Origin of the sequence: Yimella sp. cx-51, assembly GCF_017654605.1 — a bacterium.
In the GTDB taxonomy this organism is placed as follows: domain Bacteria; phylum Actinomycetota; class Actinomycetes; order Actinomycetales; family Dermatophilaceae; genus Yimella.
Genome location: NZ_CP072113.1, coordinates 1583396 through 1601278, shown reverse-complemented (window position 1 = coordinate 1601278; position 17883 = coordinate 1583396). Strand labels below are relative to the sequence as shown.

The following is a 17883-nucleotide window of genomic DNA, read 5'->3' as shown; positions in this document are numbered from 1 at the left end:
GCCGTTCTCGCTCATCTGTCGCGATGCCTGGTCCTGAGGGTTTCGAATACATGGAGCGCGGTTCGGAAGTCGTGATCACTCACCACGGCCGCACCGCAACGACTCTTCGAGGTGCCAAGGCGGCCGCCTTCCTGGAGGACGTCGAAACGGGTGACCCGCAGGAACTGATGGCGCGGCTGACCGGCAACTACCGCCGAGGCAATGAGCGCCAGGCCCGCAATCACCCTCGAAACCGCGGACGTTAGTCGACCATCCCCATGTTCAGCTCGCAACTGATCGGCATCGTGCTTTTCAGTGTGTACTGGTCGTATCCAATTCGGTATACCTCAACGCCGCATGCGCGGCTACCATTGCGACATGGCAGCGACTACGACCATCAAGGTGACTACGCACGCGCGTGATCGCATCAATGCGGAGGCACGTGCGCTCGGTGTGACGCCTGCGGTACTTCTGGAGCGGCTGCTGGACGACTACCAGCGGTCCCAGCGATTCGACGCGATCCGCGCTCGGTACGCAGAACTGTCAAACGATCGGGACTACGAGGCTGAGACGACTGAGTGGGCCGTCACCGACGCCGACGGTCTTGACCGTGATTGATCTGACCTGCGGCCAGGTCGTCTGGGTGAACCTCAGCCCAGTTGTTGGATCTGAGCAGGCCGGACGTCGGCCAGCCGTCATCGTGTCGAGTGACGACTACCTGGGCAGCATCCCCAACGTGGTCATCGTGCTTCCGGTAACGACTCGCGACCGCGGGCTACCGAACCATGTCCGACTCCGTGGAGCGACCGACTTGAACGCGTCGCACTCATTCGCCATGACCGAGCAGCCGAGAACCGTTGACCGTCGCCGGATCTCCAAGAGTGCCGGCCGCGTCGACGCGGCCACACTTGCGGAGATCCGCTCCTGGCTTGCCGACTTCCTCCAATTGCACTCATAGGAGTTGATGGCGGTGACCGACAGGTTGTCGACGGTGTGCGACAGCCGCATCGGTCCACTGTGTAAATCTGGGCGGGTCGGGGCGATCGTCGTCTCGATCAGAGGTCCGCAGGACGCTCCCACGAAGAAATCCGTTCCTTTGGTTGGAGAGTCAGATATTCAGTTGAGTCGAAAGAGAACCTGAGGCACTGTCGACGTCGTGGCCCTCCACGACGACGAAGTCGAAATCACCGCGTCAGACGTCCGCCGGTTGATCAGCGCACAAGCACCGCACTGGTCGGGCTTGTCCATCGAGATGGCCGGCGACGGCACCGACAACCGAATGTTCCGCGTCGGTGACGAACTGCTGGTTCGCCTACCGATTCGGCCAGGCACGGCCGAAGCAGTCGACAAGGAACAACGGTGGCTGCCGTGGCTCGCACCGCAGCTGCCCTTGACGATCCCGGAACCGGTCTTCCGTGGACGACCAGACGAGCACTACCCGTTCGAGTGGTCCGTGCTGCGCTGGATCGAAGGCGCCGAACCTGCCGATGCCACGGTGACCGATTGGCGCGAGTTCGGCATCCAGCTGGGCGCGTTCGTCGGTGCGCTCCACTCGATCGAGATCCCGGACGGAGTCGCACCCACCGGGTCGCTGCAGTGGTACCGCGGACGACCGTTGCGGGAGTTCACCGCCAACGGCTTTGAGGTGATCGAGGAGATCCGGCAACTGGTGAAGACAGAGAGCATCGACCTCGACCTGGACGCCGTCACCGGCACGTGGCGAGAGCTGACCGAAATTGCCGACCCACCGCAGCCGGACGTCTGGCTGCACGGCGACTTGCGCACCGCGAACCTGCTGGCTCGCGACGGCAGACTCGCCGCCGTCATCGACTTCGGCGCATTGAGCATCGGCAACCCGACCGCCGAGCACGCCGCCGTGTGGCAACTCCCCGTCGCCGCGAGGCAGGCATACCGCGAGCGCTCAGGTGTCGACGAGGACACGTGGCAGCGAGCGCGAGGCTGGGCAATCCTGGTGTCGCTCCTCGCTCTTCCCTACTACTGGCACTCCTGGCCATAGTTTGCGCGCGACGGCATCGGCAAGATCAACCAGGTGCTCAGTGAACCCGGCTGACCTACCTCGATGCGGTGCCCTGGCCTCAGCCGACGCGTGCTGAAGGACCGAAGGTGCTCAGGTAGACGTCCAAGCCGCCCAGTGCGCCGTTCGATCCGGGCAACCAGCGGGCGGAGCGACCGTCAGCCGTCACCACGCTTCGCTCTCCCACCACGGTGCCCGAGCCACCCGAGATCTGCAGGGCAGTCTTTTCGCTGATGCCGGTGCTGATCGCCGACGGAGAGGCCTTGGCACCGGTGTAGAGCCGGCCCCAGCGGTAGCCCTCGGTCAAGTAGGGGTCGAGACGGTAGCCGGCGACGATGCCCAGACCGGGCTTCAGTACGGGGTAATCGGCGCGGAAGGCCTCGATCGCGGCGTCCTCGTCGAAGAGTTCGGGATCAGGGTTTGCGAAGTAGTCCTTGCCCATCACCGCGGTCATCGCACCGTCGGTCATCACGGTGGTCTTGGTGGTCGCGACCTTCACGGCCTGCACAAAGCCCTTGTCCTGCAAGACCTTTGGCATGTTCTGCTGGTCGCCGCCGACGAAGAGCACTGCGGACGCGTTGGCCAGGGCCGACGGGTTGATGCTGCCCGTGGAGTGCGCCTTGGTCGTCACCGAACCCTTCCAGCCGGCACCCTTGATGGCCTTGCTGTAGGACGCGAGTGCAGCAGACGAGTCAGTGCCCGAGGAGTAACCGGCGGCGATGACGACAATCGGCCCCTTGCCGATCGCCGACCCGACGAATGCCCGCAATGCGCCCGAGGTCGCGCTGTCGTTCTGACCGCCACCGAGCAGCAACGGACGCTTGCTGGTTAGCGCCGGCAATGCCGACGGCTTGGCAGCAGTCCTGGGCTCCCCGTTGACGGATGCCTTGCGCGCCACGATGTCGTAGCTCATGCCGGTGCCCGGCGCCATGAGATGAGTGAGTACGTTTCGCACCGTCAGGGTCTGGTTGGGCCCGACCCACTGCGGCTGGCTGGCGGTGGTGAAGTCCATGAGGGCCGACGAGGATTCGCCGAACGGGCGAGAGATCGTCTGGTCGTTCGTGATCGCGACTCCGGTGCCGTAGTCGACGCCGACCCCGAGCTTGCCTGCGCCGCCGTAACGCTCAACCGACTGTGCGGTGTAGCTCAGCAACCGGCCGAAGCGCCCGCGCTGGTGGAAGTGTTGGTCGAGGATCGTGCGCTTCGAGCCGAAGATGAGGCCGCGCTGATCGGTGGAAGGGTCGTCACCCCAGAAGATCAGCGCCTTATCACGCTCCATCGCATTCTCGGGGTAGCCGGCTGCGGTGTAGCCCGCGCCCATGCTGCGCGATTCGACCGCGTTACCCGCGCTCGTGCCACCGAAGGCGACCCCACGGGATGCCGCGTAGTTCATGGAGGCTTCGGCCGGCGTGTTGGCCAGCACCTGCATGGCGACGTCCTGGTCACCGCCCAGGATGAACGCACCGTCGGTCTCCGGCGACCGGAAAGCGTTGGAGTTCAACGGGTTCAGTGCGTCGTTGCGATCGAGCAGGGTCAGCAGGGTGGCGGTGCAACCGCCCGGGAAACGCGTGCTCAGCGGGGAGTTCGCCACCGCCGTGTCGCACTCGCGGTCGAGCTGGGCGGCACGCGTGCCCGCCTGCCGCAGGTTGGTTTCGCGGTCTTCGGGAGCATCGCCGTACGAGGAGGGCACGACGAGGATGTCGACGGTGGCACCCGTTGCCCGGGCGGCCACTTCGAGTGAGAAGGTGCGCAGCGCGGTCGTCTCATAGCCTCCGCCGATCGGCAACAGCAGCTGCGGGGCGGATGGATCAGCGGCGTCCGCAGAGGGGCTGATCGTGAATCCCGCGCAGCTGACGGCGAGCGCGATGGCGAAAGTGCGTGACAACCGGGCCATGGTTTCCTCCCCAGGAACGATGTTGATCGCTCCAAGGTAGAGGGCAACAGGCTCACGATGGCGGTCGAGCGCCCGACCGATCAGACGCCTACGTACGCAGCCAGGTGTTCGCCGGTGAGGGTCGACTTTGCCTTCACCAGGTCAGCAGGCGTCCCTTCGAAGACGATCCGTCCACCGTCCTGACCGGCGCCCGGACCGAGGTCGATGATCCAGTCGGCATGCGCCATCACGGCCTGGTGGTGCTCGATGACAATGACCGTCTTGCCCGAATCGACCAACCGGTCGAGCAGCCCTAGCAGGTTGTCGACGTCGGCAAGGTGCAAGCCGGTGGTGGGCTCGTCCAGGACGTAGGTGCCACCCTTCTCCCCCAGGTGCGTCGCGGTCTTGATGCGCTGACGCTCGCCACCGGAGAGAGTGGTCAGCGGCTGGCCGAGCGTGAGATAGCCGAGGCCGACGTCCGACAGCCGCTGCAGAATCTTTTGTGCCGCAGGCGTTTTCGCCTCGCCATCGCTGAAGAACGCCTCCGCTTGGCCGACCGACATCGCAAGCACCTCGCTGATGTCTTGGCCGTCGAGCTTGTATTCGAGCACCGCAGCCTGGAAGCGCTTGCCCTCACACTCCTCGCAGGTGGTGGTGACGGTGTCCATGAAGCCGAGCTCGGTGTAGATGACTCCCGCGCCGTTGCAGACCGGGCAGGCACCCTCGGAGTTGGCGCTGAACAGCGCCGGCTTCACGCCGTTGACCTTTGCGAAGGTCTTGCGGATGGGGTCGAGCAGGCCGGGTTGCTGCGCCGCGAGCCTTTGATCGCGCCCTGGTCGATCGACACCACGTCATTGCGGTCGTCGAGCGCGCCGTGGATGAGAGAACTCTTACCCGACCCGGCGACACCGGTGACGACGGTGAGCACGCCGAGCGGCACATCGACGTCGACGTCCTGCAGGTTGTTTGTCGATGCCCCACGAATCTCGAGGGTGCCGGCGGGCTGCCGGACGACGTCCTTCAACTCCGCTCGGTCATCCAGGTGCCGACCGGTCAGCGTGTCGCTCTTGCGCAACTGTTCGACGCTGCCTTCGAAGACGATCTCGCTGCCTGAAGTGCCGGCCTTCGGGCCGATGTCGACCACGTGATCGGCGATCGCGATGGCCTCCGGTTTGTGCTCGACGACCAGCACGGTGTTGCCCTTGTCGCGCAACTGGATCAGCAACTGGTTCATGCGGTCGATGTCGTGCGGGTGCAGCCCGATCGTCGGCTCGTCGAAGACATAGGTGACATCGGTGAGCGAAGAACTGAGGTGACGGATCATCTTGGTGCGCTGCGACTCTCCACCGGACAGCGTGCCCGAGGGGCGGTCGAGGGACAGATAGCCCAGGCCAATGTAGACGAAGGAGTCGAGCAGGTGCTGCAAGCCCTTGAGCAGCGGTGCCATCGACGGCTCATCGAGTGTGCGCACCCATACCGCGAGATCGCTGATCTGCATCGAACAGGCATCGGCGATGTTGATGCCCTTGATCTTGGACGAGCGGGCTTCGGGGGTGAGTCGGGTGACCTCGCAGTCGGGGCACACCTGGAAGGTGATCGCCCGCTCCACGAACGCACGGATGTGCGGCTGCAGTGCCTCGATCTAACCAGGCAGCACCGACCAGGTCTGCGCGGTCACGCCGATCGCGGCGCGTACATGATCACTGCGACGCCGGCCAGGCAGACCAACGCACCGATCACGTCATACCGATCGGGTTTGAACCCGTCGGCGACCATCCCGAAGACCAGCGAACCGGCCACGAACACACCGCCGTACGCCGCGAGGATGCGTCCGAAGTTGGCGTCGGGTTGCAGGGTGGCGACGAAGCCGTACAGGCCGAGTGCAGCGACACCGGCACCGATCCACAACCATCCGCGGTGTTCACGAACGCCTTGCCACACCAACCAGGCACCACCGATCTCGGCCACTGCCGCGGCGACGAAGAGCACGATCGACTTCAGCGGGTCCATGACCGCATCATCGCACTCGCAAAATTTGTGTTCCCCGATCAACCACAACGCAATTCGACACTTCTTAGGGTGGAATGCATGATGCCGATCACCGATCAGATGTTCCTGCTCCTGACCACTGACGACGGCAAGCTTGAGGGGATGAGCACCCAGCGCGGTTACGGGCTGGTGGGCGCCATGCTTTCCGACCTGATTCGAGCCGGCCGCATCTCGATCTCCAAGGAGAAGCACCCTCGCCTTGGGCTGGTCGATACCTCACCCACCGGCGACCCGGTGCTCGATCACGGGCTCGCCAGACTTGCCGAGAAGTTCAACGGCAAGAAGCTCTCCTCTGTCATCAGCGACCGCAAGCTCAGCCCCGAACACATCGTCGTACAGCGCCTCGCCGCTGCCGGCATTCTTGAGGTCGTCGAGCGCAAGGCACTTGGGCTGGTGCCTGAGCGCTACCCGATGCTCAACCCGTTGCCGGAGCAGCAGATCCGGGCACGCCTGGCCGCAGTGCTGGCCGGCTCAGTAGCACCGAGTTCCATCGACGCCACGCTGCTGGCGGTCCTGCAGAGCTTGGACGCCGCCCACCGGGTGTTGAAGCAGGAGTCGGGCGGCATGAGCAAACGCGACCTGAAGAAGCGGATCGAGCAGGTCGCGTCCGGCGATGCAACCGGTGATGCTGTTGCCCGAGCCGTTCAGTCGTTGAATGCGGCGATCATGAGCGCCTCGATCATGCCTGCGATCATCGCCGGCGGTAGCTGAGCCCACGTTCGCCGTGGACGACGCCGGTGAGGACGTCGCCTCGCGGCCAGGTAGAGGAACGCACGCACATTGTTAGCCTCCCGCCATGGCTCACCTCGTGCGCTCCCCCGGCCTACGACTGATCGTGTCGGTACTCGTCGGCCTGGTCGTCTTCTTCGTCGTCGGCCGAGCATCAAGAACGGCTCTCGGTCTGTTGAGCGGTATTGCCGGCACGTCAGCGACTTTCGTGCTCTCCGGGTTCGCTGCGCGGTGTCGTCACGCTTGGCCTCCGACACCCCCCTGCGCTGCCTCCTTGCGGCGCGTGTACGACCACGCGTCGAAACGCTCACGCAAACCCTCGGCGGCCAGCACCGCACTGAGCTGCGCCGGCACGTTCACCGTGCGCTCGGCGTCGTCAAGGGCGATGCGGGCCTGCACCTCATCGCCAGCGGCGATGCCGAGCTCGGTGCGCAACTCCTTGCGGAAGCCGATCATGTTCAGACCGCCCATGCGCGCCACCCGCGCACGTACGGTGACCTCACCGATGGTGACCGTCACCGGCGCAGTCTTGGCACCACCCAGTTGCGCCACCTGCTCGTCGCTCAGCACGATCGCGGCAGCGGGACCGGCCGGCACGATGGTGGTTTCGGAGGTCGAGCGTCGTCATGCGTTCATTCAATCGTGTCCAGGAGGTGAACGGCCTTGAGGTCGCACAGTGTTCGGCCCCTGCTGATCACCGCCGTGACTGCCTTCCTTGCCACGACCGCGTTGGTACTGGCCATCGGATACGGATGGCTGGGAGCAGACGTCGGTCGCGGGGCCAACTTCTGTGAAGCCGCGCGTGACGGGCTGGTGAAGCAGCCGGCCAACACCTGGTCGAATGCCGGCTTCGTGATCGCGGGTCTCGCCGTCGCATGGCACGCAGGCCGGGCCACGGCGTCGCCGGCGGTGATGTCGCGCAGCCAAGCCACGGTGTACGCCTGCGTGGTGTCGCTGCTCGGGCCGGCGAGCGCGGCCATGCATGCGACACAGTCGCAGTGGGGCGGCCGGCTCGACATGCTGAGCATGTACCTCGTGGCCTCGTTCGCCGCGGCGTATGCACTGACCCGAGCTTTCGGCAGGCGGCAGTGGTTGGTGCCGGTCTTCATCCTGCTGCTCATCAGTTGTGAAGCCGTCGCGCAATTGCCGGTGCAGGTGCCGCTCATTCACTTCACCGGCAATGCCGCCTTCGCGCTGCTGTTGATCGTTGCGCTGGTCACCGAGCTGCGGATGGCTGGACGTCCGGGGACTGACATTGATCTGCGATGGGGCGTTGCTGCCGTGGCGACGATGGCAAGCGCTTTCGGCATCTGGATCGCAGCCCAGCACGGTTGGTGCGATCCGCATTCGCTGCTGCAGGGCCACGCTGCGTGGCATCTGCTGGACGCGGTGGCGGCCTACCTGCTGTTCCGGATGTGGCGCACCGAGCGCCAGGTGCGCTCCGGCTGACCTCCGGCGTGCCCTTCGTCGTCCGCGATGGTGTCGCTGACAAGATGGGCCGTATGGATACAGACACCACCGGCGCCTGGCTCTCACGCGATGAACTGCGGGACGCCCGTGAGCGTCTGCCCATCCTGTACGTCGATCTGGTGCCCGTGCGGGTGGACGAGCGATCGACCGTCACCTCCATCGGCCTGCTGCTGCGCGCCACCAGCGAGGGAGCGATTCGTCGCGAACTGGTGTCCGGACGTGTGCTCTACCACGAGCGCATTCGGGACGCGATCATGCGCCACATCGAGAAGGACCTCGGCCCCATGGCGCTCCCCCAGGTGCCACTCGCGCCGCAACCATTCGCGATCGCGGAATACTTCCCCACTCCGGGTGTGACGCCTTTCCACGACCCGCGCCAGCACGCGGTGTCGATGGCACACGTCGTGGTCGTCATGGGCGACTGCGCACCCAGCCAGGACGCCCTTGACCTTGCGTGGCTCAGTCCGCAGGAGGCGATGGATCTGGCTCGCACCGACGAGATGAGCGGCGGGCACGGAGTGCTGCTGCGCCAAGCGCTGGCGCATCTCGGCTTCGCCGTCTGAGAACCGATGACGAACCTGCGCATTGAGCCCTGCCGCGACGAATGCGCCTGGGGCGCAACGGAGCACGAGCTTGACGGCGAACCGTTGTTCGCCTGTCGGTCATGTGGCAGCGAGTGGGTGCCGAGCCAGGAGTGGACGCCCATCGACGCCGATGGTGTCGTGCCGGACGAGATTGCCAAGTGTCGCCGCAGCACTGCTGACTGAGCACCGTGCGAAATGCGGCGACCCCGAGCTGGATCTCTGCTCGGGGTCACCGCGTGTCGACTTCTTGTGGCTCAGATCAGATCGGCAGCTTGTTCTGCGCCTGGGCTGCGGCCAGGCGGGCCTCAAGAGCGCCGGTGTGTGCGGCGCGGCCGACGGCGTCCTTGGCCATACCGGCGCGGTAGGGCAGACCGGGCTTGCCGGCGGTGTCGACGGCCGAGGTGATGAGGCCGCCGAGCAGACCGAGGTTGGTGACGAAGGCGACCAGGTGGCGGCGCTTCTCCTCCACGCTGTCGGCCTCCCAGAACGCGTGGCCCGCGAGCGTGGTCGGGATCAGCAGACCCGACAGCAGCGTCGAGGCAATCCGCGGTGCCTTGCCGGTGGCAAGAAGCACGCCGCCGGCGACCATCGCGGCGCCGTTCGCCTTCACCAAGGTGCTCGCGTCGTTCGTCGGCAGCTTCAACGGTGCAGCCAAGTGGTCGGTGACCGGTGCGGCCTTCGGGGCGAGCTGGTCGCTGGAGCGCAGCTGGTTGAAGCCGCCGAAGATGAACGGAGCGGCGAGAAGCGGACGGGCCAGCATGCGTACGAGGGCCATCAGGGCACCTTTCGTCGAGACGGAATTTCCTACGTCCCAACGCTAGTGCCGAAGGTCAGCGCTACGGGGTTTTCGGATGCGTCCGAACACAACACACTGGAGGTCCGCATGATGGACAACTCATCCGACCAGCGGACGGGATGCATGGCTGACAATGCGCGATGCGATGATTGACCAGATCACTGTGGCACGACGGCCGCGGTGAACGGAAGGAGTCGACACATGCCCGAACTACGCTCACGCGTCACCACCCACGGCCGCAACGCTGCCGGGGCCCGCGCGCTCTGGCGTGCGACCGGCATGGGAGACACCGACTTCGGCAAACCGATTGTCGCCATCGCCAACTCCTACACCCAGTTCGTGCCGGGTCACGTGCACCTGAAGAACATGGGCGAGATCGTCGCCGAACAGGTCAAAGCGGCCGGCGGAGTGGCCCGAGAGTTCCACACGATCGCCGTCGACGACGGCATCGCCATGGGGCACGGCGGCATGCTCTACTCCCTTCCGTCGCGCGAGGTCATCGCCGACGCCGTGGAGTACATGGTCAACGGCCACGCCGCCGACGCGCTGGTCTGCATCTCCAACTGCGACAAGATCACACCCGGCATGCTCAACGCCGCGATGCGGCTCAACATCCCGACCGTCTTCGTCTCCGGCGGGCCTATGGAAGCCGGCAAGGCGGTCGTTGTCGACGGCGTCGCACAGGCGCCCACCGACCTGATCACCGCCATTTCGGCGTCCGCGTCGTCCGAGGTCGACGACGAGGGCCTGGCGAAGGTCGAACTGTCGGCCTGCCCGACCTGCGGGTCGTGCTCGGGCATGTTCACCGCCAACTCGATGAACTGCCTCACCGAAGCGCTGGGTCTGTCGTTGCCGGGCAACGGCTCGACGCTCGCCACGCATGTCGCGCGCCGCGCCCTCTTCGAGGAGGCCGGCCGAGTCGTGGTCGACCTCGCCAAGCGCTGGTACGAGCAGGACGACGCCTCGGTGCTGCCCCGATCGATCGCCACCAAGCAGGCTTTCGAGAACGCCATGGCGCTCGACGTCGCGATGGGCGGCTCCACCAACACCGTGCTGCACGTGCTGGCGGCGGCGCAGGAGGGCGAGGTCGACTTCGGCCTCGAAGACATCGACGCCGTCAGCCGACGGGTGCCCTGCCTGTCGAAGGTCTCGCCCAACTCCGACTATCACATGGAGGACGTCCACCGCGCCGGTGGGATCGCCGCCATCCTGGGCGAGTTGAACCGAGCAGGCATGTTGCACAAGGACGTTCACTCGGTGCACTCCCCCTCGCTCGACCAGTGGCTGGCCGAGTGGGACATCCGCAGCGGCAAGGCATCGCAGCAGGCGATCGATCTCTTCCACGCTGCTCCCGGTGGCGTGCGAACCACCGAAGCCTTCTCCACCGACAACACGTGGTCCTCCCTCGACACCGACGCCGAGGGTGGCTGCATCCGTTCGGCCGAGCACGCGTACACCCAGGACGGCGGCCTCGCCGTGCTGCACGGCAACCTCGCTGTCGACGGCGCGGTCATCAAGACCGCCGGTATTGACGAAGACCTCTGGACCTTCCGCGGCCCGGCCCTCGTGGTCGAGAGTCAAGAAGATGCAGTGGACGCCATCTTGACCAAGCGCATCAAGGAGGGCGACGTCATCGTCGTTCGCTACGAAGGCCCCTCGGGTGGTCCGGGCATGCAGGAGATGCTGCACCCGACCGCGTTCCTGAAGGGCACCGGCATGGGCAAGAAATGCGCGCTGGTCACCGACGGTCGCTTCTCCGGTGGCTCCTCGGGCATCTCGGTCGGTCACATCTCACCCGAAGCTGCCCAGGGCGGTCTCATCGGCCTGGTGGAGGACGGCGACGAGATCCTCATCGACGTGCGCACCCGCACCCTGTCGCTCGAGGTCGACGACGCCACCCTGGAAGACCGTCGGGCCAAGATGGAGGCCTCCGAGCGTCCGTGGCAGCCGGTCGACCGCGACCGTCCGGTGACCGCCGCGCTGCGGGCGTATGCAGCGCTGGCCAGCTCGGCGTCCTCCGGCGCCGTGCGCGACCTCGGTCGCATCCAGCGTCGCTGATCTCTCGTCCGGCGTCCCATCGGGTTTGACGACCCGGTGGGGCCCGGCGGGCACGAACACCGGTCAAGGCGGGACGAACTCGCCGGAATGTGTCACAGTTCACCCGTGGATCTGACCAGCGAGCCGACACGCACCAGCTCGACCCCGGAACAACGCCGGCTCCAGCGCAAGTGGTACTGGTACGACTGGGCCAATTCGGCCTTCGTCACCGCCACCATGACAGTCCTCTTCGGGCCCTATGTCACGAGCCTGGCGAACAAGGCAGCCTGTCCCACCCAGCCGTCGGACGAGAAGTGCCTGACGAATCTCTCGGTGCTCGGCTTCGGCATTCCGCCTGGCTCGCTGGTGCCATACACCCTGACGGTCTCCACGATCATTTCCGCGATCGTCCTGCTCTTCGTGGGCGCCATCGCAGACCGTTCGCCTCGCCCCACCAAGCTGCTCGGTGCCTTCACCGTCGTTGGTGGTCTGGCCGCCACCGCGATGTTCTTCCTCGAGGGCGACAACTGGGAGCTCGCGGTGCTGCTGGTCGTCATCGCCAACCTCTGTATGGGCGCGAGCCTCGTCGTCTACTCCGGACTGATGATCCGCATCACTCCCCCGGACGACCGCGACCGGGTGTCGACCACCGGATGGGCATTGGGTTACCTCGGCGGCGGCATCATGCTGGCCGCATCGCTGGCACTGCTGAGCTTCCACGAGGCCATGGGTCTGTCACTGAGCATGACCGTGCGCATCATCTTCGCCGCGGCCGGAATCTGGTGGATCGTGTTCGCGATCGTGCCGGTCATCGGGCTCAAGGACGTGCCCAGCGCTGGAAATGCCGCCGGTCGTCAGCCGGTCTTCAGCGGGTCGTTGAAGCAGCTGAAGCGCACCTTCCAGGAGCTGCGCACCTACCCGCAGACGATGCGCTTCCTGCTGGCCTACCTGTTCTTCAACGACGGCATCCAGACCGTCATCGCCGCCGCAGCCATCTACGGTGCCCTCGAACTCGACTTCTCCGAGAATCAGCTGTTCATCACGATCCTGCTCGTGCAGTTCATCGCCTTCTTCGGAGCGATGCTCTTCGGCCGCATGGCCCGCTCCCGCGGATCCAAGCAGCTGATCCTGCTCAGCCTCGTGCTCTGGACCGGAGTGGTCACGGGCGCCTACTTCATCCCCAAGGGTGGATTCATGCCGTGGCTGGTGCTGAGTGTGGGCATCGGCATCGTGATGGGCGGAAGCCAGTCGCTGTCGCGATCACTGTTCAGCCACCTGATCCCGCGCGGCAAGGAGTCGGAGTTCTTCAGCCTCTACCAGGCGATGGAACGCGGCACCAGTTGGTTCGGCACCTTCGTTTTCGGTCTGGTCTACCAGCTCTTCCACAGCTACCGCCTCTCGATCATCGCGCTGATCATCTTCTTCGTGGTCGGTGGCCTGCTGCTGCGGACGGTGGATGTGCGCCGCGGCATCTCCGACGTCGGTAACAAGGTGCCCCAGGTCATCTGAGGCGCTCTCCGGCGTCCGGCGGTGTGCCAGAGGTGTCCACCACGTGAAGCGTTTTGGGCTCATTGGAACAATGAGGGGCCTTCCGCCGTTTGCACCAACAGAAAGCCGCGGAATCGGCGAAGACACCGCGGCCTTGTGCAAAGGGGATAACCATGGCAGAGCGATCATTGCGCGGAACGAATCTGAGCACCGTCTCGCACGAAAGCGACGACGGCGTCACCCTCAGCGAGCGCCAGATGACCAAGTACGAGTGCCCGCAGGGACACGTGGTCGAGCTTCCGTTCTCGGTGGAGGCCGACGTTCCGGCGATTTGGGAATGCCGTTGTGGAGCCGAGGCCAAGCTGGTCGACGGCCCGGAGCCGGAGCGTAAGCCGGTGAAGCCGCAGCGCACCCACTGGGACATGCTGCTCGAGCGCCGCTCGATTCCGGAATTGGAAGAACTTCTCGAGGAGCGCCTCACGCTGCTGCGTGCATCGCGTGGCGTCAAGCCGCGTCGCAAGCGCAGCGCCTGATACCCACTTCTCAGCTCGAACGCCGAAGCGCCGTCCCACTCAGGACGGCGCTTCGGCGTTTGCGTGCATGTGCTATAGGCGTCAGTCGTCGACGATCTCACCCTCGATGACGTCGTCGGAAGCTGCTGACCGCCGCGGCGGAGGGGTGCTGCCCGGCTGTGGTCCGTGGGGTCCCTGTGCTCCGTGCACGCTGCGCGGGTGGGTCTGCTGCGCGGTGCTCGTGACGAAAGAGGGTCCGGCCAGGAGTCGTCGGGCGACCGCTGCCTGTAGCAACGGTCGCATGAGTGGCCGGGTGAACGGCAGGATCATGATCAGCCCGATGACGTCGCTCACGAAGCCCGGCGCCAGGAGCATCGTGCCGCCGATGAGGACGAGGGCAGCGTCGGTGAGTTCGCGCGCTGGCATCTTGCCCGACTGCAACGCCGATCGCAGTGAGCGCCAGGCCGTGCGCCACTCGCGCCGCACCAGCCACGCACCCACCAGCGAGGTGATGACGAGCAGCCCGAACGTGCGCCAACCGCCGATTCGCTGACCGACCAGGATGATCACGAAGATCTCCAGGATCGGCATCACCAGCAGGAGGACGAACAGGGGCCAGCCCAGGCCGCCGCGTCGCGCCATCATCAACCTCTCTCAGCGCGTCCGATGAGGGAACGCAACTGTGAGACGCGATGTTCCGCGCCCCAGCGGGTGACGTTGAGCATCGCCTCGCGCACGATCGACTCGTTCATCTTGGAGGCGCCGATCTCGCGTTCGACGAAGGTGATCGGCGCTTCGGCCACCACCAGACCCTGCTGCACGGCCCGCCAGGTGAGGTCGACCTGGAAGCAGTAGCCCTGGGACGACACGTCATCGAGGTTCATCGCACGCAGGGCGTCCGCGCGGTACACGCGATAGCCGGCCGTGGCGTCCTTGACCGGCATGCCGAGCGCCAGGCGGATGTAGAGGTTGCCGCCGCGGCTGATGACCTCGCGTGACTTGGGCCAGTTGACGATCGATCCGCCGGGCACCCAACGCGACCCGATCACCAGGTCGGCCTCCTTGGCCACCTCCAGCATCCGCGGCAGCACCTCCGGCGGGTGGCTACCGTCGGCGTCGATCTCGATCATCGCGTCGTAGCCCTGCTCCAGACCCCACGCGAAACCGGCGAGATAGGCCTTGCCCAGGCCTTCCTTGCCGGCGCGGTGCAGCACCTGCACGTGCGCGTCCTGCGCCGCGATCTGGTCAGCGAGGTCACCCGTGCCGTCGGGTGAGTTGTCGTCCAGCACGAGGACGTCGGCCTGCGGCACCGCGGCCCGGATGCGCTCCATGATCAGCGGGAGGTTCTCCCGCTCGTTGTACGTCGGGAGCAGCACGAGCACCCGGTCCAAGGCAGGCCGGGTGGGGAGTTCAGACACGTGCATCCTCTTCTGTCGGACTGGTGCGGACCTCGCGTGGCGTGTGCTCGGCATCGACCGACTGCCGCCGCGAGCGCCACGCCATTATGACGGCGCCGACAGCGTGAAGGTCGATCGCGTACTCGGGGAAGGCGCCCCACTTGTCAGCCAGCGTCGTCGCTGAACGCAATGGCAACTCCCCCGCCAGCACCTTACGAGTGAACAACTCCGAAGTGTCGTGAACCGTTCCGTCAGGAGTGATGAGCCCGCTGACGCCGACGGTGGAGATGTGGACGATGGAGCGGCCGTGCTCAACGGCCCGCACCTGTGAGATCGCGAGCTGTTGGCGTGACTCGGCGGTGTAGCCGAAGGTGGCGTTGTTGGTCTGCACCAACAGCAGTTGTGCGCCGCGCTTGACGGGTGCGCGGGTGATCGCGTCGTAGGCCACCTCAAAGCAGATCACCGGGCCGGCCTTGACGGTGCCGAGGCGGGTCGGGACGTCGAAGACGCCGACGGACTTGCCGTGGGCGAACTCCGTGGTGAGCAGGTCGACCTTGTCGGAGAAGTTGCGGAAGAAAGACCGGTAGGGCATGTATTCGGCGAACGGCACGGGGTGCTGTTTGACGTAGCGGTTGGTGATCCCCTTGCCGGGAAGGTAGAGCAGCGAGGTGTTCGAGACCTTCGGGCTGGGTTCTTCCAGCACGGCACCGACGATGGTGGGTGCCTTCACTGCAGCGACCGCACGGACGATCTCGGTCGCCGCGTCGGCGTTGCGGGTGGGGTCGATGTCGGAGGAGTTCTCCGGCCACACCACCAGGTCAGGCTGTGGGATCTTGCCGGCTGCGACCATCGCGGCCGCCTGCTTGGTCGTCGACACGTGATTGTCGAGCACGGCACGACGCTGGGAGTTGAAGTCGAGCCCGGCCGTCGGCACGTTGCCCTGGATGCCGACCACGCGAAGCGGCGTGCCGGAGGTCGGCACCGGTATGACGAAGGCCAGCGCGGCGACAGCTGCGGTCGCGGCGAGCGGCACGGCGACGGTGCGCAGGTTGTGCCGGTGCGTCAGGCGCAGGGCGAAAACCGCCAGCCAGGCACCGATGAGCGCCACCACGAAGGTGAGCCCCGGGGCGCCGGCGATCGATGCCAGACGCATGAGCGGCGAGTCAGCCGTCGTCCAGGCCAGTCGTGCCCAGGGGAAACCACCGAACGGGACGTTGGAACGCAGCGTCTCCTGCAACACCCACAGCGCGGCGACGGCGAACGGACGCACGCGGCCGGTGTGCTGGACGAAGGCGATCGCGGCGCCCATGCACGCGACGTACAGCGCTTCGGTGACCGACAACGCCAGCCACGGGAAATTGCCGACGTAGATTCCACTCCAGTGCAGCGTGGGGGCGAAGCAGGCGAATCCGGCCAGCAGACCGAGCAGAAATCCGAGGCGGGCGCGCGCACCGATGGTGGCGATGCTGATGAGAGCAACGCCGATCGGGGCGCAGAACCACCACGCGGTGTCGGGGAACGACAGCCAGATCGCCAGGCCACCCACGACGGCGAGCAGCGCGCGGATCGGAGTCTTGAGCCAGTTGGGTCCAGCCGGATGCGAAGCCGTGGAAGCCGTCGTCGGGCGTCGCCGCAGGGCGAGCGCTTCGTAGGACTTCCGGATCACCGGATCAGCGTAGATGGGGCGATATGAACCCATGAGTAGCGGTATGCAGATGGGCCCCCTGGAGTGTCATCGTTGGGACCGATCGCCGCATGGCGAAAGTTATCTACTGGATGACGGGGGCCCATCTGGCGTGCGAGCTACGCTACCGATCGGTTGGGTCCTGTCAACACGGCGCTGACCTGCGACAACGCGCAAGTCTGCTGGTCAGCGGGGTATGTGCTGCGGCAACCGATTGATAGAAATCTCAAGAATCTCGGCGTGTCGTCGCAGACACGCCAAGGGGGGTGGGTCAGAGGTGGCCAAGAAGAACAAGCCGGCCGCCGGCCACGGAGCGGCGACTGCGGCCGTCCAGTTGCTGATTGCCGCGGGTGTCGAATTCAGCGAGCACCCGTACGAGCATGATCCGCGCTCCGACAGCTACGGCCTGGAGGCTGCGCAGGCTCTCGGTCTTGATGCCGAACAGGTTTTCAAGACCCTTGTGGTGCAGGCTGATGCGGGGCGCGATCACGGCTTGGTGGTCGGTGTCGTGCCGGTGAACAAGCAGCTCGACCTCAAGGCCATCGCTGCCGCTGTCGGAGCGAAGAAGGTGGCCATGGCGCCGGTGCCGCTGGTCGAACGCACGACCGGGTATGTGGTCGGCGGAGTGAGTCCGCTCGGGCAGAAACGACTGCTTCGAACGGTGATCGATGACAGCGCTGAGGGGTTCGAGAAGGTTTTCGTCAGCGGTGGCCGCCGCGGCTTCGACCTCGGCCTCGACCCACACGACCTCCGCCGGCTCACCGAAGGCAGCTTCGCCGCGATCAGTCGGTGAGGTCGGTGAGCACGGAGCGGTTCTGCCACGGGGTGCTCAACACGACCGTCGTCCGGGTTGTCACTGCTGCCGCCGAACGGATGCGGGCCAGGAGGTCTTCCAGGGCAGCCGGGCTCGCCACTCGGACGGTGAGGACGTAGTTCTCGTCGCCGGCGACGGAGTAGCAGGATTCGATCTGGGTGAGATGGCGCAAGCGGTCGGGAATGTCGTCCGGAGCGGAGGCGTCGAAGGGCGCGATGGAAATGAGCGCCGTCAACGGCAGCCCGGCGGCGTCGTGATCGATCTCGGCGCGGAAGCCCCTGATGGCCCCGCGCTCCTGCAAACGGCGCACCCGCTGATGGACGGCGCTGACCGACAGGCCGGTGTCTTTTGCCAGATCGGTGAAGCTGCGCCGGCCGTCCGTCGCCAGCAAGGTGACGATGCGCCGATCGAGATCCTCCATGGCTCTACGGTATTG

The 17883-nt window shown here is 65.9% G+C and carries 20 protein-coding genes and 1 pseudogene; 12 read left to right on the top strand and 9 right to left on the bottom strand.

Annotation, left to right across the window (positions count from 1 at the left end):
• Positions 1-23 precede the first annotated feature (23 nt).
• The 4 genes from J5M86_RS07560 (at position 24) to J5M86_RS07545 (ending at position 1996) form a co-directional block, all read left to right on the top strand.
• A complete protein-coding gene (locus J5M86_RS07560) occupies positions 24-245 on the top strand; it encodes a hypothetical protein (RefSeq protein WP_188060690.1) in 222 nt (73 codons plus the stop codon).
• Between the two features lie 112 nt (positions 246-357).
• Positions 358-597 (top strand): toxin-antitoxin system protein, encoded by a 240-nt coding sequence (locus J5M86_RS07555; protein ID WP_188060691.1) that lies wholly within the window; start codon positions 358-360, stop codon positions 595-597.
• Positions 590-937, top strand: coding sequence for a type II toxin-antitoxin system PemK/MazF family toxin (locus J5M86_RS07550; protein WP_256433456.1), 348 nt, complete (start codon positions 590-592; stop codon positions 935-937). Before J5M86_RS07555 ends, J5M86_RS07550 begins: the two co-directional genes overlap by 8 nt.
• A 198-nt stretch (positions 938-1135) precedes the next feature.
• Entirely contained in the window at positions 1136-1996 is an 861-nt protein-coding gene (locus J5M86_RS07545) for an aminoglycoside phosphotransferase family protein (protein ID WP_188060693.1), read from the top strand.
• 79 nt (positions 1997-2075) lie between these two features.
• Here the strand turns inward: J5M86_RS07545 and J5M86_RS07540 are convergent, their stop codons facing one another.
• The 3 genes and pseudogenes from J5M86_RS07540 to J5M86_RS07530 form a co-directional block, all read right to left on the bottom strand.
• A complete protein-coding gene (locus J5M86_RS07540) occupies positions 2076-3908 on the bottom strand; it encodes a hypothetical protein (protein ID WP_188060694.1) in 1833 nt (610 codons plus the stop codon).
• A gap of 80 nt (positions 3909-3988) precedes the next feature.
• Positions 3989-5529 (bottom strand): annotated as a pseudogene (locus J5M86_RS07535) (ATP-binding cassette domain-containing protein); the annotation flags it as partial.
• Positions 5530-5561: 32 nt separating this feature from the next.
• The gene (locus tag J5M86_RS07530) at positions 5562-5897 is read right to left on the bottom strand and encodes a YnfA family protein (RefSeq protein ID WP_188060695.1); all 336 of its coding nucleotides are present in this window, start codon (positions 5895-5897) and stop codon (positions 5562-5564) included.
• Positions 5898-5975: 78 nt separating this feature from the next.
• Between J5M86_RS07530 and J5M86_RS07525 the strand changes: the two genes are divergently transcribed.
• The gene (locus J5M86_RS07525; protein ID WP_188060696.1) at positions 5976-6647 is read left to right on the top strand and encodes a GPP34 family phosphoprotein; all 672 of its coding nucleotides are present in this window, start codon (positions 5976-5978) and stop codon (positions 6645-6647) included.
• A 255-nt stretch (positions 6648-6902) separates the two neighbouring features.
• Here the strand turns inward: J5M86_RS07525 and J5M86_RS15420 are convergent, their stop codons facing one another.
• Positions 6903-7262 carry a DUF1905 domain-containing protein gene (locus tag J5M86_RS15420; RefSeq protein ID WP_244328259.1) on the bottom strand — a complete coding sequence of 120 codons (360 nt, stop codon included), beginning with the start codon at positions 7260-7262 and terminating at the stop codon, positions 6903-6905.
• A 105-nt stretch (positions 7263-7367) separates the two neighbouring features.
• Between J5M86_RS15420 and J5M86_RS07515 the strand changes: the two genes are divergently transcribed.
• The 3 genes from J5M86_RS07515 to J5M86_RS07505 are packed head-to-tail and all read left to right on the top strand — an operon-like array spanning position 7368 to position 8902.
• On the top strand, positions 7368-8114 hold the full coding sequence (locus J5M86_RS07515; RefSeq protein ID WP_244328258.1) for a ceramidase domain-containing protein: 747 nt from the start codon (positions 7368-7370) through the stop codon (positions 8112-8114).
• A 44-nt stretch (positions 8115-8158) separates the two neighbouring features.
• Positions 8159-8698, top strand: a complete 540-nt coding sequence (locus tag J5M86_RS07510; protein ID WP_188060698.1) for an NUDIX hydrolase family protein — start codon at positions 8159-8161, stop codon at positions 8696-8698.
• 6 nt (positions 8699-8704) lie between these two features.
• Positions 8705-8902, top strand: coding sequence for a hypothetical protein (locus J5M86_RS07505; protein WP_208964990.1), 198 nt, complete (start codon positions 8705-8707; stop codon positions 8900-8902).
• A gap of 76 nt (positions 8903-8978) precedes the next feature.
• Here J5M86_RS07505 and J5M86_RS07500 read toward each other — a convergent pair whose 3' ends face one another.
• Entirely contained in the window at positions 8979-9494 is a 516-nt protein-coding gene (locus J5M86_RS07500; RefSeq protein WP_188060699.1) for a DoxX family protein, read from the bottom strand.
• 222 nt (positions 9495-9716) lie between these two features.
• On the opposite strand from J5M86_RS07500, the gene ilvD reads away from it, so the two are divergent.
• The 3 genes from ilvD to J5M86_RS07485 all read left to right on the top strand — a co-directional run bounded on the left by ilvD (position 9717) and on the right by J5M86_RS07485 (position 13573).
• Positions 9717-11573, top strand: a complete 1857-nt coding sequence (ilvD, locus tag J5M86_RS07495) for a dihydroxy-acid dehydratase (RefSeq protein ID WP_188060700.1) — start codon at positions 9717-9719, stop codon at positions 11571-11573.
• A gap of 105 nt (positions 11574-11678) precedes the next feature.
• Complete coding sequence (locus J5M86_RS07490; protein ID WP_244328257.1) at positions 11679-13061, top strand: MFS transporter; 1383 nt, start codon at positions 11679-11681, stop codon at positions 13059-13061.
• Positions 13062-13213: 152 nt separating this feature from the next.
• Positions 13214-13573, top strand: coding sequence for an RNA polymerase-binding protein RbpA (locus J5M86_RS07485; RefSeq protein WP_188060702.1), 360 nt, complete (start codon positions 13214-13216; stop codon positions 13571-13573).
• An 81-nt stretch (positions 13574-13654) separates the two neighbouring features.
• On the opposite strand, the gene J5M86_RS07480 is transcribed toward J5M86_RS07485, so the two are convergent.
• The 3 genes from J5M86_RS07480 to lnt are packed head-to-tail and all read right to left on the bottom strand — an operon-like array spanning position 13655 to position 16615.
• Complete coding sequence (locus J5M86_RS07480) at positions 13655-14197, bottom strand: FxsA family protein (protein ID WP_244328256.1); 543 nt, start codon at positions 14195-14197, stop codon at positions 13655-13657.
• On the bottom strand, positions 14197-14976 hold the full coding sequence (locus J5M86_RS07475; protein ID WP_188060703.1) for a polyprenol monophosphomannose synthase: 780 nt from the start codon (positions 14974-14976) through the stop codon (positions 14197-14199). Before J5M86_RS07475 ends, J5M86_RS07480 begins: the two co-directional genes overlap by 1 nt.
• Positions 14963-16615, bottom strand: coding sequence for an apolipoprotein N-acyltransferase (gene lnt, locus J5M86_RS07470; protein WP_244328534.1), 1653 nt, complete (start codon positions 16613-16615; stop codon positions 14963-14965). The genes J5M86_RS07475 and lnt overlap by 14 nt, the downstream gene beginning before the upstream one ends.
• Before the next feature lie 295 nt (positions 16616-16910).
• On the opposite strand from lnt, the gene ybaK reads away from it, so the two are divergent.
• Positions 16911-17426 (top strand): Cys-tRNA(Pro) deacylase, encoded by a 516-nt coding sequence (gene ybaK / locus J5M86_RS07465; protein WP_244328533.1) that lies wholly within the window; start codon positions 16911-16913, stop codon positions 17424-17426.
• Here ybaK and J5M86_RS07460 read toward each other — a convergent pair.
• Positions 17416-17868 (bottom strand): Lrp/AsnC family transcriptional regulator, encoded by a 453-nt coding sequence (locus J5M86_RS07460; protein WP_188060706.1) that lies wholly within the window; start codon positions 17866-17868, stop codon positions 17416-17418. The genes ybaK and J5M86_RS07460 overlap by 11 nt on opposite strands.
• Positions 17869-17883 lie beyond the last annotated feature (15 nt).